Genomic DNA, 23,175 nt, shown 5'->3' on the forward strand with positions numbered 1-23,175 from the left:
CCACCGGGCGCGCTGTCACCGCCCCCTCCGCCGAGCGCCGCCAAGGGCCCGGGGCTCGACGCCAGCCAGCTCGCGGACCTCGCGTCGCGCTGCGCGAAGCTGGAGCAGCTCGACTACTTCGAGGTGCTCCTGCTGGAGCGCACGGCCACGCCCGCGGACATCAAGAAGGCGTTCTATCGGGAGAGCCGCACCTACCACCCGGACCGCTTCTTCCACATCACGGACAAGCAGCTGAAGGAGCAGGTCCACGAGCTCTACAAGCGCGTCACCGAGGCCTACTACGTCCTGCGCGACGACACGAAGCGCAAGAAGTACGTCTCCGACGTGACGGGCCCCGAGCGCGCCCAGAAGCTGCGTTTCACCGAGGCCTCCGAGGCGGAGACCAAGGCCGCCGCCAAGAAGGAGCAGGAAGAACAGATCGGCACCCACCCCAAGGGCCGCCAGTTCTACCAGCAGGCGCAGAAGGACATCGACGCGGGCAACTGGTCCGCCGCCGAGCGCAACCTGAAGATGGCCCTCACCTACGAGCCCTCCAACGCGCGCTACAAGGAGAACCTCGCCGAGGCCCAGAAGCGCCTCCAGGAAGAAGCCAAGAGCAAGGGCGACTCGTTCAAGATCCGCTGACGCCCCGCGCCCCGACTCGCCATGGTCATCGACCTCGTCATCCTGGGCCTGGTGCTGTTCTTCGGCATGCTCGGCGCCTTCACCGGCGCCTCCCGCCAGGTCGCCAACTGGGTGGGGCTCGCGCTGGGCTACTTCGCGTCGCGCAGGCTGGGGCCGCTGCTCGCCCCCCGGTTCGCCGAGGCCGTGGACGGCCCGCTCGTCGTGGGCCTCGTGCTGGGCACCGCGCTCCTGTTCGTCTGCGTCTGGCTCACGGTGCGCTACGCCCTGGGCGCGCTGCTCGCGCGCTTCCTCGCCACCGGAAAGGACAACGAGGACCGGAGCATCGACCGCCTCCTGGGCTTCATCCTGGGCGCGGCGAAGACAGCCGCCTTCGCGTGGTTCGTCCTCAGCGCCATGTCCTTCTTCGAGCAGCACGTGGTCATCGCCGGCAAGCGCGTGGGCGTGTCCCCCAAGGACTCGCTCGCCGTGTCCGCCGCGCGCCGCTACAACCTCTTCGAGATGAGCCAGTTCGCCCCCATGGAGGACATGGTGGCGGTGGCCCGCGCCAGCACCGACCCCGAGCGCGCCCGGAAGCTCAAGAACGACCCGGCCTACAAGGCCCTGCGCAAGGACCCGCGCTTCCAGCGCCTGCTCCAGGATGACCAGGTGAAGCAGGCGCTCGCCCGGGGCGACACCGCCGCGCTGCTGCGCAACGACCTGGTCCTCCAGCTCATCCAGGACCCGGACATCGCCGCGAGGCTGGGCGCCGCCGCCCAGGCCTCGGAGCGTGACGCGGACGTCACACGTTGAGCTCCACGGCGTCCAGCGTCGCCAGCCTCGGGCGCACGTAGTCCGCGTCCACCTTCACCTGCCGACGCCGCCGCTCGGGGGCCTCGAACAGGATGTCCGCCATCACGTGCTCCAGGATGGAGCGCAACCCGCGCGCCCCCAGCCCGCGCGCCACCGAGTAGTGCACCACCTCGCGCAGCGCCCCGTCGTCGAAGTCCAGCTCCAGCTCGTCCATGGCGAGCAGCTCGCGGAACTCGCGGATGATGGAGTCCGGCGGCTCGGTGAGCACGCGGATGAGGTCCGCCTCGCCCAGCAAGTCCAGCTGCACCACCACCGGCAGGCGCCCGAGGAACTCCGCCAGCATGCCGAACTCCACCAGCTGCTTGGTGCCAATGCGCTTCTTCGCGCGCCGGAGGCGCTCGTCCGCGCCGAAGCCCAGGGGCCGTCCCCCGCCGGGCTCGTCCCCGTAGTCGTGCAAGTCACTGAACGTGCCCGCGCAGATGAAGAGGATGTCCCGGGTGTCCACCTGGACGAAGTCACTCTTGTTCCACGCCTGCGTGACGTTCAGGGGGACATAGACCTCGCGCCCCTCCAGCAGCTTGAGCAGGCCCTGCTGGACGCCCTCGCCGCCGATGTCGCGGCTGCCCGCGCCGTTGCGAGCCCCCTGCGAGCGCCGGGCGATCTTGTCCACCTCGTCCACGAAGATGATGCCCCGCTGCGTGTCCTCGACGGAGTGGTTCGCCTTGAGCAGCAGGTCGGAGATCATCACCTCCACGTCCTTCCCGTAGTAGCCGGCCTCCGTGTACTCGGTGGCGTCCACCGTGGTGAAAGGGACGTGGAGGATTTCCGCCAGGTTGCGGGCGATGTGGGTCTTCCCGCTCCCCGTGGGGCCGATGAGCAGGATGTTGGATTTCTTGATGAGGGACTGACGGCGCAGGCGTCTGGCCTGCACCCGCTTGAGGTGGTTGTGGGCGGCGATGGCCACCGCGCGCTTGGCGGCGTCCTGACCGATGACGTACCGGTCCAGTCGCTCGTAGATCTCCCGAGGGGTCAGCGGCGCTTCTTCCCTACGTGCGGACGACTCCATGTACCCTTCCCTTCTATCCACGCGTCCTCCCGACACTCCGGACAAAGGGTAGGAATCGGATGGAAGGTCCGCCCGCCAGGACAGGGGCCCCAGCGGGACGTCTGCCTGGCCGCCCGCTCCACTTTCAGGCGGCTGTTGAATGCCGGGGGGCTTTCCTATAGTTCCCGCGCCCCTCCACTGTTGACTGGAGTCCACCCTCTCTCTTCCCAGGGAGCCTCGAACCGCCGATGCCCGCAAACGCCCCTCCGCACCGCTGGACCCTCGCTGACGCGCACGAGCTCTATGGAATCCGGAACTGGGGCTCGCCCTACTTCGGCATCAACGACAAGGGTCACGTCTGCGTCCACCCGGACGGGCCCCAGGCCCCCAGCATGGACCTGAAGGACCTGGTGGACGAAGTGCGCCGCCGCGGCATCGGTCTGCCGCTGCTGCTGCGCTTCACGGACGTGCTGCGCCACCGCGTCGTCCACCTCAACGAGGCCTTCCGCAAGGCCATGGCCGACCAGGGCTTCAAGGGCGGCTACCGGGGCGTCTACCCCATCAAGGTGAACCAGCACCGCTACGTGGTGGAGACCATCATCGAGGCGGGCAAGGGCTACAACTACGGCCTGGAGGCCGGCAGCAAGCCCGAGCTGATGGCGGTGATGGCGCTGCTGGAGAACGAGGACGCGCTCGTCATCTGCAACGGCTACAAGGACGAGGAGTACATCGAGACGGCGCTGTTCTATTCGCGCCTGGGCCGCAACGTCATCCTCGTGGTGGAGAAGCCCAGCGAGCTGCCCCTCATCGCCGAGGTGGCGCGTCGCACGGGCATCACCCCGCGGCTGGGCATGCGCGTGAAGCTGTCCACGCGCGGCGCCGGCAAGTGGGAGGCCAGCGGTGGAGACCGCTCCAAGTTCGGCCTGTCCTCCTCCGAGCTGATGAGCTGCATCGCCTTCATGAAGGACACGGGCCTGCTGCCCGCGTTCGAGCTGTTGCACTTCCACCTGGGCAGCCAGATCTCCAACATCCGCAACGTGAAGAACGCGCTGCGCGAGGTGGGCTGCTTCTACGTGGAGGTGGCGCGGCAGGGCGCGCCGCTGAAGTACCTGGACGTGGGCGGCGGCCTGGGCGTGGACTACGACGGCTCCCAGACGAACTTCGCCTCCTCCATGAACTACACGACGGAGGAGTACGCCAACGACGTGGTGTTCGGCGTGATGGAGGCGTGTGACCGCGCTGGCGTGCCGCACCCGACGCTCGTCTCCGAGTCGGGCCGCGCCGTCGTCGCGCACCACGCGGTGCTGGTGGTGGACGTGCTGGGCACCAGCGAGTTCGACCCGGCGCAGCTGCCGGACAAGGTGGACGACAAGGCGCCCTCCGTGGTGCGCAACCTCCTGTCCACCTTCCGCGAGGTGACGAACAAGAACCTGCTGGAGGCGTGGCACGACGCGCAGGACGCCAAGGAGGAGAGCCTCACCCTCTTCTCGCTGGGGCACCTGTCGCTCGAGCAGCGCGTGGCGGCCGAGAACATCTACTGGGCCACCTGCCACAAGATCATGCGCATCGCGAAGGAGGCGGGCGAGATTCCGGAGGAGCTCGAGTCGCTGGAGAAGGCGCTGAGCGACACGTACTTCTGCAACTTCTCCGTGTTCCAGTCGCTGCCGGACTCGTGGGCCATCGACCAGCTGTTCCCGATGATGCCCATCCACCGCCTGGCGGAGAAGCCGACGCGCCGCGCGACGCTGGCGGACATCACCTGCGACTCCGACGGGAAGATCGAGCACTTCATCGACAAGCGCGAGGTGAAGGACGCGCTGGAGCTGCACGCGCTCAACGACGACGACTACTACCTGGGCATCTTCCTGGTGGGCGCGTACCAGGAGATCCTCGGCGATTTGCACAACCTCTTCGGTGACACGCACACCGTGCAGGTGTCGCTGGCGCCCAACGGAGGCTACCTCATCGACCACGTGGTGGCGGGCGACACCGTGACGGAGGTGCTCAACTACGTCAGCTACAACAAGGACGACCTGGTCGCCCGGCTGCGTAAGTTCACGGAGATGGCCCTGCGCCAGGGCCGCATCTCCCTGGACGAGTCGCGCACCCTGCTGCGCATGTACGAGGACGGCCTGTCCGGTTACACGTACCTGGAGCGCGGCGTGGACGCGAGCTTCGCGGGCAGCGCCAGCCAGCTGCGCCTGGTGCCCCAGCCGGACGCCACCCGGCCTCCGGTGTCGCCCTCGGGCACCTGACGCCCCTGCCGTGACAGGTGACGGAAAGCCCCCACGCCCTCCGCCGCGAAAGCGCCGGGGGGCGTGGTGTCCGCGGCCCTCAGTAGCTGGCGATGGGCGTCTCTCCCGAGCCGAACGCCATGGGCTCGTCGGCGAAGGCCACGTCCGAGGCGCGGGCCCTCAGGCGCTGGAGCGCGGCCTTCTGCAGTTCGCCCCGGGCGATGAGCGACTCGAAGTCGAACGGCGCGAGCCGCGTGTCCTTCCGCTGGAGTCGCGCCAGCGTGGTCCACAGGGACAGCCGCCCCTCGGTGGCGGTGCACAGCCCCTCCAGCTCCACCAGCCGGCTCAGCGGCGAGTAGCGCACCCAGGAGCCGTTGAGCTTCAGCCGCGCGGCCTTCTCCACCACCCACGCGACACGGGACTTGAGCGGGTCTCTTCGCAGCTCCAGCGCGCGCATCACCGCCTCGAGCATGCGCTGGTCCTCGCGCAGCTCCGGGACGAGGGTGGCCAGGAAGTGGCCCACGAGGTTGCTGTGGTTCTCCGACTCGGTGCGCCGGGCCAGCTCGATGCCGGCCACGGAGCCCGCGTGGTGGTCGTTGAGGTAGATGCCCAGGCGCTTCGCGTCCATGCCCCTCTCCGTGGTGGGAGTGCCGTCGTGAAGACTCTCCATGACGAAGCCCCCCGGCAGCGAAGGCCAGGAGGCTCCCGTGCACACCGGGCGGGCGGGCGCGCTTTCAGTCCGGGTAGCTGAACGTCATGGGCAGCTTCAGCTCCGGGTGGAGGCTGCGCGCCACCGGACACTCGCGACCCACCTGCTCCAGCCGGGCGCGGTGCTCCGCGGACAGGCCCGCGGGCATCTGCAGGTCCACGACGAGCTCACCGATGCGGCGCGGCGGCGGCGTCATGCGCTTCTCCACGCGGCCGCGGATCTCGCCCAGGGAGAGGCCCTCTCGCGAGGCGAACAGGTGCATCGTCGTCACCGCGCAGGCCAGCAGCGCGGCGCCCACCAGGTCCGTGGGGGAGAAGCTGCCGCCGGTGCCGCCGTTGTCCCGGGGGGCCTCCGTCTGCAGGCCGGTGGCTGACGGGCCATGGGTGAGCTGCGTCTTGAACTGGGGGTGGCTGACCAGGGTCATCACCACGCCGGTGGCGGGGGGCGGTTGCTGGCTCATGTCGGTCTCTCCTCGGGCCGGGTGACTTCGGGGGCGCTCCACTCACGGGGCGCCCCAGCAGCTTCATCATCCACGGCGCGAGGGAGCGCGCCTACTTGTTCCGCTTGCCGCGGCGCGCGGACTTCCGCTCCGGGGCAGGTGCGCTCAGCAGCCGCTCCCGCACGTCCTCCGGGGACAGGTCCCCGGTGTCCGCCACCACACAGGAGACATACGCCAGCTCGGCGAGGGCCCGGCGGGCGCGCTCGCGCTCGGCGGAGTCCTTGGAGCCCAGCGCGTCCGAGGCCGCGGCCACGTAGCTGCTGGCGAGCGACTCGAAGAGGTACACCCGGTTCTCGATGCTCGACTCGGATTTCTTGGCCATGGGCCGGGCAGTCTAGGCCCGCGCGGCCAGGGACAGCGAGTCCGAGGGCGGCGAGCCCTTCAGCTCTGTCATCGCCAGACGGTCCAGTGTGGTGGAGCGGTACACCTCCAACATCCGCTGCTGGCCCAGCTTCCACACGCCGTACATGGTGCAGCTCCCGGTGGCCCGGCAGCCGTCATGCTGTGTGTCCTGGCAGACGTTGACGTTGACGGGGCCTTCCACCGCCTCGATGACGTCCAGGAAGGTCACCTCCCGTGCGGGGCGCGCCAGGGCGTAGCCACCGTGGGCGCCGCGGGTGGAGCGCACGAGCTTGCGCGAGAGGAGGACCTTGAGGATCTTGGCGAGGAAGTCCTCGGGCACGTCCATGCGCCGGGCAATCTCCCGGAAGGGGACCATGCGCTCCAGCGGCTGAGAGGCCAGGAAGGTCATGGCCCTCAGTCCGTATTCAATCTTCCGGGAGATCTGGAGTGGGTGCTGCGGCATCGCCCTTGACGTGGCTCGTGGTTTGAAGAAGAGCCTAGGTCGCGACAGTGCGGCTTTCAACCGCTCGCCCCTGGAGACCGATGTGATCGACCTGCACTCCCACACCACCGCCAGCGACGGGCAGTACACGCCCACGCAGTTGCTCGAGCGCGCCCGGGCCGCGGGCGTGACGGTGTTGTCGGTGACGGACCACGACACGGTCGCGGGGCTCGCCGAGGCGAAGGCCGCCGCGCTCGCGAACGGCGTGGAGCTGGTGCCCGGCATCGAGATCTCCGCCTTCGTGCTGGGCCGCGAGGTGCACATCCTCGGGCACTTCGTGAGGCCGGAGGACGAGGACCTCGCGCGCTTCGCGCAGCGGCTGCGTGGTGAGCGCGAGCAGCGGATGGAGGCGATGGTCGCGAGGATGCAGCAGCTGGGCTTCCCCGTCCGCATGGAGCACGTGCGCGCCATCGCGGGTGACGCGCAGCTGGGGCGGCCGCACCTGGCGCGCGTGTTGGTGGACCAGGGTTGGGCGGTGGACATGAAGGCCGCGTTCGACCGGTTCCTGGGGACGCGGGGCATGGCGTGGGTGGAGCGCTTCAAGCTGGACGGCGCGGACGCCATCCGCCTCATCCGCAAGGCGGGCGGGACGGCGACGCTGGCGCATCCGGGCTCGTCGAAGGTGGAGCGCATGGAGCTGCGCGAGCTGGTGAAGGCGGGCCTCGCGGGGCTGGAGGTGCTGCACGCGGACCACAACCCCGCGCTGAAGCAGAAGTACCTGGCGCTGGCGAAGGAGCACGACCTGGTGCCGACGTCGGGCAGCGACTTCCACGGCGAGGCGGTGTCGGCCGACCACAAGCTGGGCAGCGCCGCCATGCCGCCGGAGCTGTTCGCGAAGCTGCGCTCGCGCGCCACGGCCTGAGCCCTCGGGCTGAAGCGCCGCTCGCTCGCGCGCCTGGGCCAGCCCCGCGGACGACGTCGGCCTCCACCCTCCTCCTCACCTTTGCCACGGGCCGGACGGAGTCCACCGACGGCGGGCGATGGGGAGCAGGCACATGGCATCCAGCGGGAAATCCAAGAGCAACGGCAATGGCAACGGCAACGGGCACGGCAAGCAGCCGGCGCGCAAGCCCAACATCCTGGTCATCTGGGGCGATGACATCGGCCTGTGGAACATCAGCGCCTACAACCAGGGGATGATGGGCTACCGCACGCCCAACATCGACCGCATCGCCCGTGAGGGCGCGCTGATGACGGACTGCTACGGGCAGCAGAGCTGCACCGCGGGCCGGGCCGCCTTCATCACCGGCATGAACCCGCTGCGCACGGGCCTGACCACCATCGGCATGCCGGGCGCGGACTACGGCCTCCAGGACTCCGACCCGACCATCGCGGAGATGCTCAAGCCGCAAGGCTACGTGTGTGGCCAGTTCGGCAAGAACCACCTGGGGGACTCGAACCGCTACCTGCCCACGGTGCACGGCTTCGACGAGTTCCACGGCAACCTCTACCACCTCAACGCGGAGAACGAGCCCGAGTGCCCCGACTACCCGAAGGATCCGGCGTTCAAGGAGCGCTTCGGTCCGCGTGGCGTGCTGCACTGCTGGGCCACGGACCGCGATGACCCGACGGAGGACCCTCGCTGGGGCCGCGTGGGCCGCCAGAAGATCGAGGACACGGGCCCGCTCACCAAGAAGCGCATGGAGACAGTGGACGAGGAGTTCATGAAGTCGTCCCTGGCCTTCATGGAGCGCGCGGTGAAGGACGACAAGCCGTTCTTCATCTGGCACAACACCACGCGCACCCACGTGTGGACGTTCCTCCAGGAGAAGTACCGCAACAAGACGGGCAAGGGCCTGTATGCGGACGCGATGACGGAGCTGGACGACCACGTGGGCATGCTGCTCGCGAAGCTGGAGGAGCTGGGCATCGCGGACAACACCATCGTCGTGTTCTCCACCGACAACGGCGTGGAGAAGATGAGCTGGCCCGACGGCGGCAACGCGCCCTTCCGAGGCGAGAAGGGCTCCACGTGGGAGGGCGGCGTGCGCGTGCCCTGCGTGGTGCGCTGGCCGGGCGTCATCGAGCCAGGCACCGTCATCAACGACATCTTCGCCCACGAGGACTGGATGCCCACCTTCGTCGCGGCGGCGGGCGGCCCCGAGGACCTGGTGGAGAAGTGCAAGGCGGGTCACACGGTGGGCAAGAAGAAGTTCCGCGTCCACCTGGACGGGTATGACCAGCGCGGCCTGCTCGCGGGCAAGGAGCCGGGGCGGCGGCACGAGTTCATCTACGTGCTCGACAGCGGCAACCTCGCGGCGGTGCGCTACGACGACTGGAAGGTCATCTTCAGCTACCAGGACGGCCGGGGCCCGGACATGTGGTTCAGCGGCAAGCGCTTCAATCCGGCGTGGCCGTACCTCATCAACCTGCGCTCGGACCCGTTCGAGGAGGGGCTCTTCTCCGGCCTGTACACGAGCTGGTACGGCGAGCGCATGTTCCTCTTCGTCCCGGCACAGGTGCTGGTGAAGCGGTTCGCGGAGAGCCTCATCGACTACATCCCGAGCCAGGCCCCGGGCAGCCTCAGCGTCGGCAACTTGAAGGACCGGGTGAAGGAGAAGATCAAGGAGGCCCAGCGCGACGACCGCACCGAGGTCGGCGACCAGGTGATGTCGCTCGCCAACGAGGTCGAGCAGGCCCTGCACCGCTTCCAGCAGAGCCACGCCTGAGCGGACGCTCGCCATGAGGGCCCGTGAAGCCGCCGTGCTTCACGGGCCTTCCCGCGTCGCGAGCCTGCGTGCTGACAGGCCCGGAGTTCGACGGTGCGGGACCTCGCTGGCAGGATGCGGCGATGGCCAAACGACCCGAGCGAGACATCGAGAAGACGTACCCGCGCGCGCAGTTCGTCGCGAAGCTGCGCCGGCTGGCGGATGCGCTGGAGAAGGGCAAGGCGTTCAGCATCCAGGTGGCCGGTGAGCGGCTGCACGTGCCCGCCGACGCGTACTTCAGCGTCGAGCACGAGCGCGAGGGCGCCGTGGACGAGCTGGAGCTCCAGGTCCGCTGGAAGCGCGAGTAGCCCTCAGCCGCGCGTCGTCTTGAAGCGGGTGGTGACGGTGGTGAGCCCCTCCGCCACCGCCTGCAGGTCCTGGGCGATGCGGGTGGTGCGCCCGGTCGCGTCCACGCCCTGCTTCACCAGCTCCGCCACGTTGCGCGCGCCCTGCACGGCCTGCTCGCTGGACTGACGCTGCTGCCGCGTCGCGATGGTGATCTGGCGCGCGGCCTCGCTGGTGCCACGCGCCAGCTCGACGATGCGCTGGAACACCGAGGACGCCTGCTCCGCCACCTCGACGCCGCGATCACTCGTCGCCATGCCCACGCGGGCCTTCGACGCGGCCTCCTCGCCGGAGTCCTGCACCTTCTCGACGATGCGGCCGATGTCGCGCGCGGACGCGGACACGTTCTCCGCCAGCTTGCGCATCTCCGCGGCCACCAGCGAGAAGCCCCGCCCCACCTCGCCCGCCTTGGTGCCCTCCAGCGCCGCGTTGAGCGCGAGCAGGTCCGAGCGCTCCGCCACCTGGTTGATGACGTGGGCGATCTTCGACACCTGCTGCAGGTCCTGGTTGAGGCCGACGATGGCGTCCGCCACGCCCTTGGATTCGGTGCGGATGTCGTTGATGCCCGCCACCACCTGGGCGACGACGGCCATCGCCTCGGCCACCGCCTCGTGCGTGCGCCGGGCGCTCGACTCCACCACCTCCGTGGAGGAGGAGATCTGCTCGGCCGTGCGGCTCAGCTCCTCGAACGTCGCGGCGATCTGCTGCGCGTAGGCCGCCTGCTGGCTGATGACGTGCTCCTGGTCCGCGGACGCGCCCAGCAAGCCCCGCGACGCGCCGGAGAGCTGCTCCGTGCGCGACACCAGCTCCAGCACCGTGATTCGCAGCGTGCCGAGCATCTTGTTGAAGGACTCCGCCATCAGCCGGACCTCGCCCGTCGCGGGCACGTCCAGCTCCATGCGCGACACATCCCCCCGCGCCACGTCCCGCACCACCTCCGTCACCTGCGACACGGGGTCGACGATGGTCCTCCCGATGAGCACCGCCAACAGGAGCCCCAGCCCCAGCGCGCCCACCAGGCCCACGACCACCGAGCCCTTGAGCTCCGTGACGGACGCGGCCGCCTCATCCAGTCCCAGGCCCACGACATAGGTCCGCTCGCCGCTCGCGCACCGCAGCTGCACCTCGCGCACGCCGATGAGCGACGTGACACAGCCCTCACGCACCCGGACCGAAGGGCCCCGCGCGTGCTCCGGCAGGCGCGCCAGCGACTCGTACGCGGGGAGACCGTCCGGGCCGAGCAGGCCCTGGTAGCTCACCGTGAAGCCCGCGTCGCCGTTGGCGTCACGCGCCTCCACCCGCGCGAGCACCGTCTCCAGTCGAGCCTGGGCCTCCCGCGAGCCGTCCCACTGGAGCACCGCCGGATGCTGCGCCACCAGGGAGCCCAGCACCCGGGCGCGCTTCTGGAGCAAGTCGAGCGAGACCTCGCGCTGTCGGGCGGAGAAGTTCCAGATGCACAGGCCCATCACCGTGAGGCAAGGCACCAGCACCGCGATGGCCACCTGCATCCGCAAGCCGAGCCGGCCCCACATGCCCTCTTCCTCTCCCCAAGTGCAGCGCTGATCGCCCGCCTGCGCGGGCCGCACGACGGTAGGCGTCCGTCCCCGGGAGCGTCAAACGCGCCCCCTTGGAGCGACATCCGAGGAGACATCCGCCAGCCCCCTGCCCGCCCCGGCGGGGACCAGCCGCGCTTTTCGTCGTCATCTCAAGGGGTTGCGGCGCCCGGCAGGGGACTTTCCCTTTGACATGGGTGAGCGGGTGTCATTAGGTTCCGCGCGCGATGACTCCCTCTCCCCTCTCGCCCTATCTGCCCCTGGCGGTGGTGCTGCTGCTGGCCGGCATCATGGGCGTCGCGATTCCTTTCATCACCTCGCTGCTGGGCCCCAAGCGCCCGAGCGCCATCAAGTCGACCGCCTTCGAGGCCGGCTCCGAGTCGAGCGGCCCGGCACGTCAGCGGTTCGCGGTGAAGTTCTACGTCGTCGCGCTGTTGTTCATCGTGTTCGACGTCGAAGCGGTGTTCATGTACCCCTGGGCGGTGAACTTCCAGGCGCTCGGTTGGTTCGGGTACATGGAGATGCTCGTCTTCGCGGTGACCCTCGTGGTGGGGCTCATCTACGTGTGGAAGAAGGGCGCCCTGGATTGGGAGAGCTGAACCATCATGGCTGATGCAGACATCGCTCCAGTGCTGACGACCCGCCGCGACGAGGCCATGGGCTTCTTCCAGCGGATGGTCTCCAAGGGCCTGGGTTGGGCCCGCAAGTACTCGCTGTTCACCTACCCGTACGCCACCGCCTGCTGCGGCATGGAGTACATGTCCGTGGCGGCCAGCCGTCACGACATCGCGCGCTTCGGCGCGGAGTTCCCGCGCTTCTCGCCCCGGCAGGCGGACCTCCTGATGGTGGTGGGCACCATCAACCTGAAGCAGGCGCCCATCCTCAAGCGCGTCTACGAGCAGATGACCGAGCCCAAGTGGGTCGTGTCGTTCGGCGTGTGCGCGTCCTCGGGCGGCTTCTACGACAACTACGCGGTGCTCCAGGGCATCGACCGCATCCTCCCGGTGGACGTCTACATCCCCGGCTGCCCGCCCCGCCCGGAGCAGGTGCTGGACGGCCTCATGCTGCTCCAGGACAAGATCGCCAACCAGGTCCACCGCATCGCCGACCGCGAGCAGCCCAACCCCACCGCGGCCCGGCACGACCTGCTCATCTCCATGGGCAAGTAGTCCACGCCAAAGCCCACGACGTGCCCCCGGGGCCCCGCGTGCCACCCTCTCGAAGGGCGGCGTCGGGGCCCCTGGTGTTTCCGCTCACCAGCGGTGGTACGCGGGGTGGCCCTCCTTCACCGCGACGAAGGTGCCCCGGCACAGCGCCGTCACCTTGCCACCCGCGGTGAGGGTGCCTTCAATCACCGCCCGGTCGCCCTTGATTTCGACGGGCTTCGCCTCCAGCCGCACCGGCCCGGACATGGGCGTGGGGCGCTTGAGGGTGATGGTGTAGTCGGCGGTGACGGTACACGGCGGAGACGCCGCGCCCTGCGCCTTCATCAGGTGGTACGCCGCCGTCCAGTTGCAGTGACAGTCCAGCAGCGCGCCGATGATTCCGCCGTTGAGCACGCCGGGGAAGGCCTGGTGATGCTCGGAGGGCGTCCACTCGGCGACGACGAGCTCACCCTCCGCGCGGCTGCGGATGCGCAGGCCCTGGGTGTTGGCCGGGCCGCAGCCGAAGCAGCTGTTGTGGGGGGCGTACTGTTCCTGAAGGGACGGGGTGTCTGGGGTCGTCGACATGGCCCGCCACCTTACGCGAGTCCCCTGTCCCCGTCCGTCCCTGCACCGCGTCCAGCCATGCCTCCAACGCCAGCGCGTCCAGGCCCTCACAATCCCCCGTGCACACGCGCAACACGGAGCCATCCGCCCGAGGACGGTCCACCCACCAGCGCTGCCCGTCGTACGCGCCCCGGTCCTTCTCCAGCACCACCGCCGTGTGCGCCGTGTCGCTCAGCTCCACCACGCCGTCGGGACGGATGCGGTACGCGTCGAACGCGCGCGGCGCCCCGGGCCAGTGCCCCTCGTCGAAGACCTCTGGCGATACGTGCGTGAAGCCCGTCTCCGCGTACAGCGCGAGCGGCGCCGCCGTCTCGCCACGGAGCAACGGCCCGAGCGACACGCCATCCGCGCCGCTCAGCGCGGGCAGGCCCGACAGCTCCAGCAGCGTGGGCCCCACGTCGACCAGGCGCACCAGCGAGTCGAGCGTGGCCGGCGTCGCGCCTCGACCTCCCGCGGGCTTCACCGCGAGCAGGATGCGGTTCTCCAGCTCCGACAGCCGGGCCCCGTGCACCGGCGTGGCGCCGGCGAGGTCCGGGCGGTCCTCGTGGAAGCTCTCGCCATGGTCCGACACCAGGACGATGAGCGCGTCGTCGTAGCGGCCCGAGCGGCGCAGTGCCTCCAGCATCAGCCCCACCTGCGCGTCCGCCTGGGAAATCAGCTCGTCGTAGAGCGCCTCCGCGCCCTCCCGGCTCCAGCCGCCCTTGGCCCCGGGCGACACCGGCGCGAAGTGCATGCGCAGCCGCCGCTCCAGCGGCTCGGACGCGGACACGAAGCGCCGATAGAACGGATGCACCGGGTCCCCGGGGAAGTGCGCCGCGGTGGCGTGGAAGGCGAACAGCGTGGGCCCCTGCCCCGCCTCCTCGAGCAGCCGCGACGTCAGCCGCTCCGCGTAGCCCATGGGGTCGTGGATGCCCGCCAGCGCGCGGTTGTCGATGAACTCCGGCACCCACGCGGCGCCTGGCGCGTGGTCCGCGAACACGCCCAGCGCCCGGTAGCGCAGCTTCTCGAGGAGGAAGTTCACCGCCCCGCGCGGCGGCTGCAACCGGGTGGCGAAACCGGAGGACGGCCCCTCCGCGTGGAAGCGCGAGCAGTCGGTGGCGAACACCGTGCGCCAGCCCGCGCGCGCGAAGACCTCCGCGAAGGTGGGCTGCAGTTGCATCCGGGACTCCGCCGTCAGCGCGTAGCGGACCCCCGTCTCGTGCGGCCAGCGCGCGGTGAGCAGCGAGCGCCACGCGGGCTCCGTCTGGGCCACCGGCGTGTACGCCTTCGTGAACAACGTGGACTCCGCCACGAAGCGGTCCACATGCGGCGCCACCGCTCGCGTCCCACCCAGGCTCGCGAGCCGGTCCGGCCGGAACGCATCGATGCCGATGAGCACCACCAACGGATGCTTGTCGCTGGCCACCCAGCCGCCCGCGCGCGTCGCCACGAACAGCACCACGCCACCCGCCAGCACCGCGCCACCCAGCCGCGCCCTCCGCCGCCACGTGTCCTGCCGATAGAGCCACACGCCGACGTGCAGCAGCGCGAGCAGCCCCGCCGCGAGCCTCGGGTGCCAGGGCTCGCCATGGTCCACCAGCCACGCCAGCACCGGCCTCACCGCCGGCAGGTCATCGAACAACGCGGGCCGGGCGATGGCGCGGTCCCACGCCAGCAACAGGGCGAGCCCGAGCCACCCCGCCAGCGTGGCTAGGACGCCACCCCGGCCCCAGACGCGCGCGAGCGCCCAGGCCACCGCCGCGAGGCCCATGCCCGCCACGACGTAGACGGCCGCCACGCGCGCCAGGAGCCCCGGGAGCACGGGGCGCACCGCCGCCGACAGCGCCGCATAGGGACCATCCACCGGGATGTCCACGCCCACGAGGCCGGAGCGCAGGAGCCACCAGGTCTCCCCGGCGAACAGCGCGAGTCCCAGCCCCAAGCCCAGGGCGAGGCGCCAGACGAGCGGGCGGAGGGGGTGCGAGGAAGAGGACTCGACCATGCAGGGCGTGTATACCGCAATGAGAGAGGCTCGCGAGCCACGGCACCTTCCTGGCCCGGAAGGCCCCGTGCTCGCGGATGGGGGTCGCCCTGAGGCCCAACGCGCCAGAAGGCATCGAGGACTCGGTGAACCGCGCCCTCGACGGCGAGCGCCACCGCAACGCGCGCCAGCTCGCGTGGATCCGCTTCGTCGCCATCACCGTGATGTTCGGCATCTCCGCCACGCTGGGCCTCTTCGTGGGCAAGGCCGACTGGGCCGAGTACCTGGCCCCCCTGAGCGTGTACTGGCTGTGCACCGCGGGCGTGCTCGTCGCCGTGGCCCGCTCGCCCCGGGCCGTGCGCTGGGCGGGCCTGTCCGTGGCCTTCATCGACGTGCCCGCGGTGTACTGGCTCCAGAGCCACGCCATCCCCGTGTCTCCCTCCCCCGGAGGCGTCGCGGGCTTCACGCTCGGCATCTACGCGGTGCTGGTGCTGCTGGCCGCCCTGTCCCTGCGCAATACGGTGACGCTGGTCGTCACCGCCTTCGCCGCCGTCGCAGAGACGGCCCTCCAGCATCAGGCCGGCATCGGCATGGGCGCGCAGCTGGCCGCCGTCGTCATGCTCGCCGTGGCCGCCGCCGGCGCACGCCACCTGCTCAACCGCATCCGCGCCCTGTCCGCCGCCGTCTCCGAGGAGGAGCTCAAGCGCGCCCGCCTGGGCCGCTACTTCGCCCCCGCCGTCGCCGAGCGCCTCCAGCGCCTCGCCTCCCCCGAGCCCGAGCTGCGCGAGGTCACCGTCCTCTTCGCCGACATCCGCGACTTCACCGCCATGAGCGAGCACCTGCCCCCGGGCGAAGTGGTGAAGCTCCTCAACGCCTACTATGGCCGCATGGTGGAGGTGGTGTTCCGCCACGGCGGAACGCTGGACAAGTTCATCGGGGACGCACTCATGGTGTACTTCGGCGCGCCCCTGGCCGACGCGGAGCACGCCTCCCGGGCGGTGCGGTGCGCGCTGGACATGGTGAGCGAGCTGGAGGGGTTCAACGCCGAGCGGGCGCTCCAGGGCGTCCCGGCCCTGCGCATGGGGGTGGGCATCCACACGGGCCCCGTGGTGCTGGGGAACATCGGCTCCACGGCCCGGCGCCTGGACTACACCGCCATCGGCGACACGGTGAACCTGGCCAGCCGCATCGAGGGGCTCACCAAGAAGGCCGGGGTGCCCGTCCTCGTGTCCCAGGCGACCCGGGAGCAGGCGGGAGCCCGGTTCGGCTGGGAGCCGGTGGGACAGGCCCTGGTGGCCGGCAAGAGCCAGCCGGTGGCCACCTTCGTCCCCCTGGCGGCGGGCCCCTCGCTGGCCCGGGGACCGGGCTCGGCGGCCTGATTTCCGTCCCGGCGGACGATCCGTGGGCCTCCCCGGACGCCACGTGCGCAACGCTGGCTTCTGGGCTTCCTAAGTGGCCTACATGGTTGAGGGTTTACGTTGACGCCCCCCTTCTGGGCTCCTTATAAAGCCGCGGATTCTTCTCCCTCAGTCATTGGGTCCCCCTTGAGCACTTTCGCGTTGGACAGGGTCTCCGCCCACTTCCCCGAGGCGGTGGTGGAGCGCTACGTGGACCGGGCCGGTGGCGCCTGGGCCGTGATCCATGCCGACTCACTGCCGAAGGTCGCCGCGTTCCTGAAGAACGACGAGGAGCTGCAGTTCAAGCTGTTCGGCTCCGTCGACGCCGTGGACCGGTTGCACCTGGCGGAGAACGACCCGCGCTTCGAGGTCGTCTACTTCCTCTACTCCCTCAAGCGTCACGAGCACGTGCGGCTCAAGGTGCGCGTGAGCGAGCACCAGGCCGTGATTCCCTCGCTGGTCCCGCTCTACCGCGGCGCCAACTGGTGGGAGCGCCTGGTCTGGGACTTCTACGGCATCCGCTTCGACGGGCACCCGGACCTGCGCCGCATCCTCCTGTACGAGGAGTTCCAGGGCCACCCGCTGCGCAAGGACTACGCGCTGCGAGATCGCCAGCCGCTCATCCCGGAGCGCCCCATCAAGGACATCTTCCGCGGTCCCGGCACCAGCGGGCACTCCTGAGGACGACACCATGGCCGACAGCCACAACTTTGAAGTGAAGGGCCACAATCCGGACACGGACGGCTCGCTGCCGCCCGAGGGCTCGGAGCTGGAGGCGCACCTCCAGGCCAAGCACATGGTCATCAACATGGGCCCGTCCCACCCCGCCACGCACGGCACCGTGCGGCTGAAGGTGGAGCTGGACGGCGAGACCATCGTCAAGATCGACCCGGAGATCGGCTTCCTCCACCGCGGCTTCCAGAAGAGCTGCGAGAACGTCACCTGGACGCAGTGCCTGCCGTACACGGACCGGCTCAACTACCTGTCCGCGATGATGAACAACTTCGGGTTCCTCAACGCCGTCGAGAAGCTCATCGGCCTGGAGATTCCGGAGCGCGCCCAGTACATCCGCGTCATCGGCAGCGAGCTGCACCGGCTGACGGACCACCTGACGTGCGTGGGCGCCACCGGCCTGGAGATGGGCGGCTTCGCGCCGTTCCTCTACGGCATGGAGGCCCGCGAGCTCATCCAGGACCGCGTCACGGAGCTGACCGGCGCGCGCCTCACCACCAGCTTCGGTCGCGTGGGTGGCATCAACCGCGACCTGCCGGACGGCTGGGCGGACAAGGTCCGCAAGACGCTCACCCGCACGGAGGAGCTCTTGGTGGAGATGGACGGGCTGCTCACGCGCAACCGCATCTTCGTCGACCGCACCAAGGGCACCGGCATCATCAGCGCCGACGACGCCATCGACTACGGCTGGACGGGCCCCGCCCTGCGCGCCTGCGGCGTGGACCACGACCTGCGCAAGGCGAAGCCGTACTGGGTCTACGACCGCTTCGACTTCGACATCCCGGTGGGCGAGCACGGCGACAACTACGACCGCTACCTCGTCCGCATGGAGGAGATGCGTCAGTCCATCCGCATCCTGCGCCAGGCGCTCGACACCATCCCGGCGGGTCCCATCATCGTGGATGACTGGCGCATCGCGCTGCCGCCCAAGCCCGAGGTGTACGGAACCATCGAGGGCGTGATGGCGCACTTCAAGCTCGTCATGGAGGGCATCCAGGTGCCCCCCGGCGAGGCCTATGACGCGACGGAGGCCTCGAACGGCGAGCTGGGCTGGTACCTGGTGAGCGACGGGCGCGGTCGCCCGTACAAGGTGCACGTGCGCGCGCCGGGCTTCCCGGTGCTCGCGGCGGTGCCCCACATCATCGAGGGGAAGATGCTGGCGGACCTCATCCCCACGTTTGACACCATCAACATGATTGGCGGCGAGGTCGAGCAGTGAGCGACAACGACACGAAGAAGCCGACCGGTGACGCGCAGCCGCCCCCCAAGGGCGCGCCCACGGACACCCCCGCGGCGAAGATCGGTCCCGAGCCCTCCAACCCTCCGGCCGGTCCGAAGCTGGACACGCCCCCCGCGGCGGCCAGCAGCGTCACGCCGCCGCCCAAGGCCGCCGCGCCCCCGGGCCCGCCGCCCAAGCCCGCGCCGAAGAACCCGGGCTTCGTCACCTGCACCATCGACGGCAAGGAAGTCGTGGTGAAGCCGGGGACGAACATGATCGAGGCGGCCAAGACGGTCGGCTCGGACATCCCCTACTACTGCTACCACCCGCGCCTCTCCATCGCGGCCAACTGCCGCATCTGCCTCATCGAGGCGTCCAACGCGCCCAAGCTCGTGCCCGCGTGCCAGACGCCGCTGGCCGAGGGCGTGGCCGTCAAGACGACGACGCCCAAGGTGAAGGAGCAGCAGCGCGCGGTGATGGAGTTCCTGCTGCTCAACCACCCGGTCGACTGCTCCATCTGCGACCAGGCCGGTGAGTGCAAGCTGCAGGACTACTACATGAAGTACGACTACCGCCCCTCGCGGCTCGAGGGCGGCAAGACGCTGAAGAACAAGCGCAAGGTCCTGGGGCCCCGCGTGGTGCTGGACCAGGAGCGCTGCATCATGTGCACCCGCTGCGTGCGCGTGATGAACGAGATCGCCAAGGAGCCGCAGCTGGGCGTGTTCGGCCGCGGCAGCCACGAGCGCATCGACGTGTTCCCGGGCAACGAGCTCGACAGCGACTACTCGATGAACACCGTGGACGTCTGCCCGGTGGGCGCGCTGCTCAGCCGCGACTTCCGCTTCAAGGCGCGCGCGTGGTTCCTGTCCGCCACGCCGTCCATCTGCACGGGTTGCGCGAAGGGCTGCAACACGTACGTGGACTGGATGTCGCAGGACACCTACCGCATCCGTCCCCGTGAGAACGAGGAGATCAACAAGAGCTGGATGTGTGACCAGGGCCGGCTCATGTACAAGTCCTTCAACCTGGGCCGCGTGCTCCAGGCGAGGGTGGGCCGCGCCACGGGCCAGTCCGGCTCCGAGGCCGTGCCGGTGGTGACGCGCAAGGAGGCCGCGCAGGCCGCCGCCAAGGCGCTCAAGCCGCTGGTGGGCTCGGGCAAGCTCGCGGTGCTCGCCTCGCCGGTGTCCTCCAACGAGGAGCTCCTGGCGGGCCTCACGTTCGCCAAGGCGACCCTGGGCCTGACCACCGTCTACGTGGGCGGTCGTCCGGCGGGCAAGGCGGACCACTTCCTGAAGACGGCGGACAAGAACCCCAACCGCAAGGGCCTGGAGTGGATCGCCAAGGGCCTGGGCCTGAAGGTGGAGACCTACGAGGCGCTCACCCAGGCGCTCTCCAAGGGCCAGGTGAAGGGGCTGTACGCCATCGGCACCGAGGTGCCGGGTGACGTGGAGGCCTTCGCCAGCGCGGCGGCCTCGCTGGACGTCTTCGTGGTCCAGGAGAAGAACGAGTCGCCCATCACGGCGCAGGCCACGGTGCTCCTGCCCGCGTCCATCCACGTGGAGGACGAGGGCTCGTTCACGCAGATGGACGGGATGACCCAGCGCTTCCGCAAGGCGTACCCGCCCAAGGGCGACGTCATCCCCGGCTGGAAGTGGGCCGCGGAGCTGACGCGCGAGCTGGGCGGCGAGGCGCCGACCTGGAGCAGCGCGCGGGACGTGTGGCGCGAGCTGTCCGGCAAGGTGGCCGAGTTCGCGGAGGTCAACTGGGACAAGGCGTCTCCGCCGGACCGGGAGAAGCCGGGTATCAATCCGCTGCCGACGGGCGCCGACGGGCGTCCTCCGGGCTACCGTGAGTTCGGTGCTCCCCGGGTGAGGGGTATCTAGCGATGAAGCGCGTTCTGACTGTCCTCTTCGCGATGGGCTTCATCGTCGCGATGCTCGCGGGAGTCTCGGCGGCGGCCTACGTGGTCGGCGGCCTGGCCGAGAAGCACTGGTTCGCGGGCGCCAGCCGCCTGTCGAACATCCTGTTCCTGATGCTCGTCTTCGTGATGATCATCGCGACGCTGCTCACCATCGCCGAGCGCAAGTGGAGCGCGCTCATGCAGGACCGCGTGGGCCCCAACCGCGCGCGCATCAACCTGCCCGGCATCCGCAACCGCTCCCTGGCGGGCCTCCCGCACATCCTCACGGACGTGCTGAAGATGCTGACCAAGGAGGACTTCATCCCGGGCACGGCGAACACGTTCATGTTCAAGCTGGGCCCCATCCTCGCGTTCGCGCCGGTGTTCGCGCTGTTCGCGGTGGTGCCCGCGGGCCCCTCCGTCAATGTGTTCGGCCACAACGTGGACATGGTGGTGGCGACGCCGGACTTCGGCGTCCTGTACCTGCTGGCCATCGCGTCGCTGGCCGTCTATGGCACGGCGCTCGCCGGCTGGGCCTCCAACAACAAGTTCGCGCTCCTGGGCGGCGTCCGCGCCTCCTCGCAGATGATCTCCTACGAAGTCGCCCTGGGCCTGTCGCTGGTCGGCCTGTTCATGGCGTTCTCCTCGCTGCAGCTGCCGACGCTCGTCGGCACGCTGGGGCTGGACGGCGCGCAGGCCACGGGCCAGGCACAGTACCTGTGGCGCACCGAGGGCGGGTTCGACCTGGGCCTGCCGGCGTGGGGCTTCCTGCTGCAGCCCATCGGGTTCATCGGCTTCTTCGCCGCGTCCTTCGCGGAGACCAAGCGCGCCCCGTTCGACGTGCCGGAAGGCGAGTCGGAGATCATCGGCTACTTCGTGGAGTACTCCGGCATGAAGTTCGGCCTGTTCATGATCTCCGAGTTCGTGGAGGTCGTGGTGCTGGCCGGCGTGACGACGGCGCTGTTCTTCGGCGGCCACCACCTGCCCTTCGGCAACGAGTGGCTGGCGAGCCAGCCGCTGATGCAGGAGCACGGGTGGCTGTACGGCACCATCCTGGGCACGGTGTTCTGGGTGAAGGTGGTCTTCCTCATCTGGATCCAGCTGGTCATCCGCTGGACGTTCCCCCGCTTCCGCTACGACCAGATCCAGACGCTGGGCTGGAAGATCCTCCTGCCGCTGGCGCTGGCCAACGTGTTCATCACGGGCGCGCTGGTGCTGTGGGATCCGTCCCTGCGGGCGCTGGCCATCTTCGGCATGCTGGAGATTGGCGTGTTCGTGGTGCTGACGATGACGAAGAAGGCAGACGCGGCGGAGGGTGGTGCGCACGGAGCGCACGGCGCCCACGGCCATGACCACGGGCACGACGCGCATGGGCTGCCGTCCCACGCCAGCGCGGCGTCCTCGCACTAGCTCCCGGCCCGACCAAGGTAGACACCATCATGGCCATCAAGGTTACGAAGGTCACCCAGGACCCCCGGACGGACATCCGCGAGCGGATGTACATCCCGGGGCTGCTGCACGGGTTGGCCATCACCACGAAGCACTTCTTCCGCAATCTCTTCGGCACGCGTGACACGAACACGCAGGTGCAGGACCGCACGGGCACCAGCCTGATGACGACGGTCGAGTACCCCGAGGAGAAGCCCATCTACCCGGAGGGCTACCGCGGTCTGCACCGGCTGGTTCCGCGCGAGGACGGCAAGCCGCGCTGCGTGGCCTGCTACATGTGCGCGACCATCTGCCCGGCGCAGTGCATCTACATCGAGGCGGGCGAGTACGAGGAGTCGGACGCGGACGGCGAGTCGCGCGTCATCGAGAAGTACCCGACCCAGTTCGTCATCGACGAGCTGCGCTGCATCGTGTGTGGCCTGTGCGTGGACGCGTGCCCGAAGGACGCCATCCGCATGGACACGTACATGCACACGCCCTCCGAGTACACGCGGCAGAACTTCGTCTACGACATCCCGAAGCTCTTGAAGGGCCCGGCGGTGTCGCACCCCTCGGACCCGTGGAACAAGCGCGACGGCTCCGAGGAGCCGCACCACGTGCACAAGGAGGCCCACACGCGCATCGGCGAGGGCCTGGTGCAGCTCAAGACGCCGCACCACCTGGGCGCGGGGCATGACCACCACGCGCCGCACGGCAAGGGCGCGGTGGCGCACGGGCAGACGGTGGTGACGCAGCAGGGTCCCATCCAGGTGACGAAGTTCCTGAAGTAGATCCATCCAGACGTCCCGCGCGTAGGGACTGGTAGCAAGCACGGCCCGCCTCCCGCTCCTCGAGCGGCAGGCGGGCCGGTGTCATTTCGGGGCGCGGGTGATGACGTTGCAGCTCTTCAGTGGACCTGGCGTCTGGCGTCCGGGCGGCCGTCCCGTGGGGCGGCGTGGAGTGCGTTCAGGCGCACAGAGGCGGGGGCTCGTGGCTATCGCCCGACGTGGGGCCTGCGTAGGGTGGGTGCTGTGTTGGCGATGAAGCGCTACCGCTTGTCGGTGTGCAAGGGGTCGACCTGCAAGGCCGGCGGCGCGGATGACGTGTACGCGACGGCCCGCACGGAGCTGGGCGCCCAGGGACTGGTGCCACGCTGCGAGCTGTACCGGGGCGGCTGCTACGGCTTCTGCCACATGGGGCCCAACGTGGTGGTCCGCGAGGACACCGGCCGACGCAGGGACCCGCTGTCTCCCGAGGACTACCAGCTCATGGGGTGGGACGGAGAGGTGTACTACTCCGAGATGACGCCCGAGAAGATGCGCCGCGTGGTGAGCGAGCACATCGCGAAGGACGCGCCCATCGTGGAGCTGTTCGGGCAACCGGACACGCCGGCGCCAGACGACGGCTGAGCGGCCCGCGC

At 69.7% G+C, this 23,175-nt stretch carries 23 protein-coding genes; 15 read left to right on the forward strand and 8 right to left on the reverse strand.

What is annotated here, in order from left to right; translation table 11 throughout:
- Positions 1-12 precede the first annotated feature (12 nt).
- Together FL311_RS17365 and FL311_RS17370 are read left to right on the forward strand one after the other, a co-directional pair.
- Positions 13-624: a J domain-containing protein gene (locus tag FL311_RS17365; protein WP_228556920.1), complete on the forward strand. Its 612-nt coding sequence runs from the start codon at positions 13-15 to the stop codon at positions 622-624.
- 21 nt (positions 625-645) lie between these two features.
- Positions 646-1,413, forward strand: a complete 768-nt coding sequence (locus FL311_RS17370; protein ID WP_141326241.1) for a CvpA family protein — start codon at positions 646-648, stop codon at positions 1,411-1,413.
- Here the strand turns inward: FL311_RS17370 and clpX are convergent.
- Complete coding sequence (gene clpX, locus FL311_RS17375; RefSeq protein WP_141326242.1) at positions 1,403-2,479, reverse strand: ATP-dependent Clp protease ATP-binding subunit ClpX; 1,077 nt, start codon at positions 2,477-2,479, stop codon at positions 1,403-1,405. The genes FL311_RS17370 and clpX overlap by 11 nt on opposite strands.
- Before the next feature lie 227 nt (positions 2,480-2,706).
- On the opposite strand from clpX, the gene speA reads away from it, so the two are divergent.
- Positions 2,707-4,713: a biosynthetic arginine decarboxylase gene (gene speA, locus FL311_RS17380; protein ID WP_046712985.1), complete on the forward strand. Its 2,007-nt coding sequence runs from the start codon at positions 2,707-2,709 to the stop codon at positions 4,711-4,713.
- Between the two features lie 79 nt (positions 4,714-4,792).
- On the opposite strand, the gene FL311_RS17385 is transcribed toward speA, so the two are convergent.
- From FL311_RS17385 to FL311_RS17400, 4 genes are all read right to left on the reverse strand, one after another.
- Positions 4,793-5,320 (reverse strand): hypothetical protein, encoded by a 528-nt coding sequence (locus tag FL311_RS17385; RefSeq protein ID WP_141326243.1) that lies wholly within the window; start codon positions 5,318-5,320, stop codon positions 4,793-4,795.
- Between the two features lie 106 nt (positions 5,321-5,426).
- Entirely contained in the window at positions 5,427-5,861 is a 435-nt protein-coding gene (locus FL311_RS17390; protein WP_141326244.1) for an OsmC family protein, read from the reverse strand.
- A 91-nt stretch (positions 5,862-5,952) separates the two neighbouring features.
- Positions 5,953-6,222: a hypothetical protein gene (locus FL311_RS17395; RefSeq protein WP_141326245.1), complete on the reverse strand. Its 270-nt coding sequence runs from the start codon at positions 6,220-6,222 to the stop codon at positions 5,953-5,955.
- A 12-nt stretch (positions 6,223-6,234) separates the two neighbouring features.
- Positions 6,235-6,705 carry an Rrf2 family transcriptional regulator gene (locus tag FL311_RS17400; protein WP_141326246.1) on the reverse strand — a complete coding sequence of 157 codons (471 nt, stop codon included), beginning with the start codon at positions 6,703-6,705 and terminating at the stop codon, positions 6,235-6,237.
- Between the two features lie 82 nt (positions 6,706-6,787).
- Here FL311_RS17400 and FL311_RS17405 point away from each other — a divergent pair, with 82 nt between their 5' ends.
- From FL311_RS17405 to FL311_RS17415, 3 genes are all read left to right on the forward strand, one after another.
- Positions 6,788-7,606, forward strand: coding sequence for a PHP domain-containing protein (locus FL311_RS17405; RefSeq protein ID WP_046712980.1), 819 nt, complete (start codon positions 6,788-6,790; stop codon positions 7,604-7,606).
- Positions 7,607-7,739: 133 nt separating this feature from the next.
- On the forward strand, positions 7,740-9,413 hold the full coding sequence (locus FL311_RS17410) for an arylsulfatase (protein ID WP_141326247.1): 1,674 nt from the start codon (positions 7,740-7,742) through the stop codon (positions 9,411-9,413).
- Positions 9,414-9,535: 122 nt separating this feature from the next.
- Positions 9,536-9,760 (forward strand): amphi-Trp domain-containing protein, encoded by a 225-nt coding sequence (locus tag FL311_RS17415; RefSeq protein ID WP_046712978.1) that lies wholly within the window; start codon positions 9,536-9,538, stop codon positions 9,758-9,760.
- 3 nt (positions 9,761-9,763) lie between these two features.
- Here FL311_RS17415 and FL311_RS17420 read toward each other — a convergent pair whose 3' ends face one another.
- Positions 9,764-11,329, reverse strand: coding sequence for a methyl-accepting chemotaxis protein (locus FL311_RS17420; RefSeq protein WP_141326248.1), 1,566 nt, complete (start codon positions 11,327-11,329; stop codon positions 9,764-9,766).
- A gap of 248 nt (positions 11,330-11,577) precedes the next feature.
- Between FL311_RS17420 and FL311_RS17425 the strand changes: the two genes are divergently transcribed.
- Together FL311_RS17425 and FL311_RS17430 are read left to right on the forward strand one after the other, a co-directional pair.
- Positions 11,578-11,949, forward strand: a complete 372-nt coding sequence (locus FL311_RS17425) for an NADH-quinone oxidoreductase subunit A (protein WP_046712976.1) — start codon at positions 11,578-11,580, stop codon at positions 11,947-11,949.
- Positions 11,950-11,955: 6 nt separating this feature from the next.
- Positions 11,956-12,519 (forward strand): NADH-quinone oxidoreductase subunit B, encoded by a 564-nt coding sequence (locus FL311_RS17430; protein WP_046712975.1) that lies wholly within the window; start codon positions 11,956-11,958, stop codon positions 12,517-12,519.
- Between the two features lie 84 nt (positions 12,520-12,603).
- Here the strand turns inward: FL311_RS17430 and FL311_RS17435 are convergent, their stop codons facing one another.
- Both FL311_RS17435 and FL311_RS17440 read right to left on the reverse strand, forming a co-directional pair.
- Complete coding sequence (locus FL311_RS17435) at positions 12,604-13,080, reverse strand: PaaI family thioesterase (RefSeq protein ID WP_141326249.1); 477 nt, start codon at positions 13,078-13,080, stop codon at positions 12,604-12,606.
- Positions 12,962-15,100: a sulfatase-like hydrolase/transferase gene (locus FL311_RS17440; RefSeq protein ID WP_141326250.1), complete on the reverse strand. Its 2,139-nt coding sequence runs from the start codon at positions 15,098-15,100 to the stop codon at positions 12,962-12,964. The genes FL311_RS17435 and FL311_RS17440 overlap by 119 nt, the downstream gene beginning before the upstream one ends.
- Before the next feature lie 77 nt (positions 15,101-15,177).
- Here FL311_RS17440 and FL311_RS17445 point away from each other — a divergent pair, with 77 nt between their 5' ends.
- The 7 genes from FL311_RS17445 to FL311_RS17475 all read left to right on the forward strand — a co-directional run bounded on the left by FL311_RS17445 (position 15,178) and on the right by FL311_RS17475 (position 23,164).
- A complete protein-coding gene (locus FL311_RS17445; protein ID WP_141326251.1) occupies positions 15,178-16,458 on the forward strand; it encodes an adenylate/guanylate cyclase domain-containing protein in 1,281 nt (426 codons plus the stop codon).
- Between the two features lie 180 nt (positions 16,459-16,638).
- A complete protein-coding gene (locus FL311_RS17450; protein ID WP_046712973.1) occupies positions 16,639-17,157 on the forward strand; it encodes an NADH-quinone oxidoreductase subunit C in 519 nt (172 codons plus the stop codon).
- Between the two features lie 10 nt (positions 17,158-17,167).
- Positions 17,168-18,427: an NADH dehydrogenase (quinone) subunit D gene (nuoD, locus tag FL311_RS17455; protein WP_141326252.1), complete on the forward strand. Its 1,260-nt coding sequence runs from the start codon at positions 17,168-17,170 to the stop codon at positions 18,425-18,427.
- Positions 18,424-20,310, forward strand: coding sequence for a 2Fe-2S iron-sulfur cluster-binding protein (locus FL311_RS17460; RefSeq protein WP_141326253.1), 1,887 nt, complete (start codon positions 18,424-18,426; stop codon positions 20,308-20,310). The genes nuoD and FL311_RS17460 overlap by 4 nt, the downstream gene beginning before the upstream one ends.
- A 2-nt stretch (positions 20,311-20,312) precedes the next feature.
- A complete protein-coding gene (locus FL311_RS17465) occupies positions 20,313-21,737 on the forward strand; it encodes a complex I subunit 1 family protein (protein ID WP_141326254.1) in 1,425 nt (474 codons plus the stop codon).
- Positions 21,738-21,766: 29 nt separating this feature from the next.
- Positions 21,767-22,546, forward strand: coding sequence for an NADH-quinone oxidoreductase subunit I (locus tag FL311_RS17470; protein WP_141326255.1), 780 nt, complete (start codon positions 21,767-21,769; stop codon positions 22,544-22,546).
- A 249-nt stretch (positions 22,547-22,795) separates the two neighbouring features.
- A complete protein-coding gene (locus FL311_RS17475) occupies positions 22,796-23,164 on the forward strand; it encodes a ferredoxin (protein ID WP_074957626.1) in 369 nt (122 codons plus the stop codon).
- The last annotated feature ends 11 nt before the right edge of the window (positions 23,165-23,175 follow it).

It is taken from the genome of Myxococcus sp. AB025B (assembly GCF_006518215.1).
GTDB classification, from domain to species: Bacteria; Myxococcota; Myxococcia; order Myxococcales; family Myxococcaceae; genus Myxococcus; species Myxococcus fulvus.

What these genes read in the sequence shown, in the direction of transcription:
- FL311_RS17410 (WP_141326247.1), top strand. Translation starts at nt 7,740, where the DNA reads ATGGCATCCAGCGGGAAATCCAAGAGCAACGGCAATGGCAACGGCAAC.
- FL311_RS17445 (WP_141326251.1), top strand. Translation starts at nt 15,178, where the DNA reads ATGGGGGTCGCCCTGAGGCCCAACGCGCCAGAAGGCATCGAGGACTCG.
- FL311_RS17400 (WP_141326246.1), bottom strand. Translation starts at nt 6,705, where the DNA reads ATGCCGCAGCACCCACTCCAGATCTCCCGGAAGATTGAATACGGACTG.
- FL311_RS17470 (WP_141326255.1), top strand. Translation starts at nt 21,767, where the DNA reads ATGGCCATCAAGGTTACGAAGGTCACCCAGGACCCCCGGACGGACATC.
- clpX (WP_141326242.1), bottom strand. Translation starts at nt 2,479, where the DNA reads ATGGAGTCGTCCGCACGTAGGGAAGAAGCGCCGCTGACCCCTCGGGAG.
- FL311_RS17425 (WP_046712976.1), top strand. Translation starts at nt 11,578, where the DNA reads ATGACTCCCTCTCCCCTCTCGCCCTATCTGCCCCTGGCGGTGGTGCTG.
- nuoD (WP_141326252.1), top strand. Translation starts at nt 17,168, where the DNA reads ATGGCCGACAGCCACAACTTTGAAGTGAAGGGCCACAATCCGGACACG.
- FL311_RS17420 (WP_141326248.1), bottom strand. Translation starts at nt 11,329, where the DNA reads ATGTGGGGCCGGCTCGGCTTGCGGATGCAGGTGGCCATCGCGGTGCTG.
- FL311_RS17370 (WP_141326241.1), top strand. Translation starts at nt 646, where the DNA reads ATGGTCATCGACCTCGTCATCCTGGGCCTGGTGCTGTTCTTCGGCATG.
- FL311_RS17430 (WP_046712975.1), top strand. Translation starts at nt 11,956, where the DNA reads ATGGCTGATGCAGACATCGCTCCAGTGCTGACGACCCGCCGCGACGAG.
- FL311_RS17435 (WP_141326249.1), bottom strand. Translation starts at nt 13,080, where the DNA reads ATGTCGACGACCCCAGACACCCCGTCCCTTCAGGAACAGTACGCCCCC.
- FL311_RS17475 (WP_074957626.1), top strand. Translation starts at nt 22,796, where the DNA reads ATGAAGCGCTACCGCTTGTCGGTGTGCAAGGGGTCGACCTGCAAGGCC.
- speA (WP_046712985.1), top strand. Translation starts at nt 2,707, where the DNA reads ATGCCCGCAAACGCCCCTCCGCACCGCTGGACCCTCGCTGACGCGCAC.
- FL311_RS17390 (WP_141326244.1), bottom strand. Translation starts at nt 5,861, where the DNA reads ATGAGCCAGCAACCGCCCCCCGCCACCGGCGTGGTGATGACCCTGGTC.
- FL311_RS17385 (WP_141326243.1), bottom strand. Translation starts at nt 5,320, where the DNA reads ATGGACGCGAAGCGCCTGGGCATCTACCTCAACGACCACCACGCGGGC.
- FL311_RS17415 (WP_046712978.1), top strand. Translation starts at nt 9,536, where the DNA reads ATGGCCAAACGACCCGAGCGAGACATCGAGAAGACGTACCCGCGCGCG.
- FL311_RS17395 (WP_141326245.1), bottom strand. Translation starts at nt 6,222, where the DNA reads ATGGCCAAGAAATCCGAGTCGAGCATCGAGAACCGGGTGTACCTCTTC.
- FL311_RS17440 (WP_141326250.1), bottom strand. Translation starts at nt 15,100, where the DNA reads ATGGTCGAGTCCTCTTCCTCGCACCCCCTCCGCCCGCTCGTCTGGCGC.
- FL311_RS17465 (WP_141326254.1), top strand. Translation starts at nt 20,313, where the DNA reads ATGAAGCGCGTTCTGACTGTCCTCTTCGCGATGGGCTTCATCGTCGCG.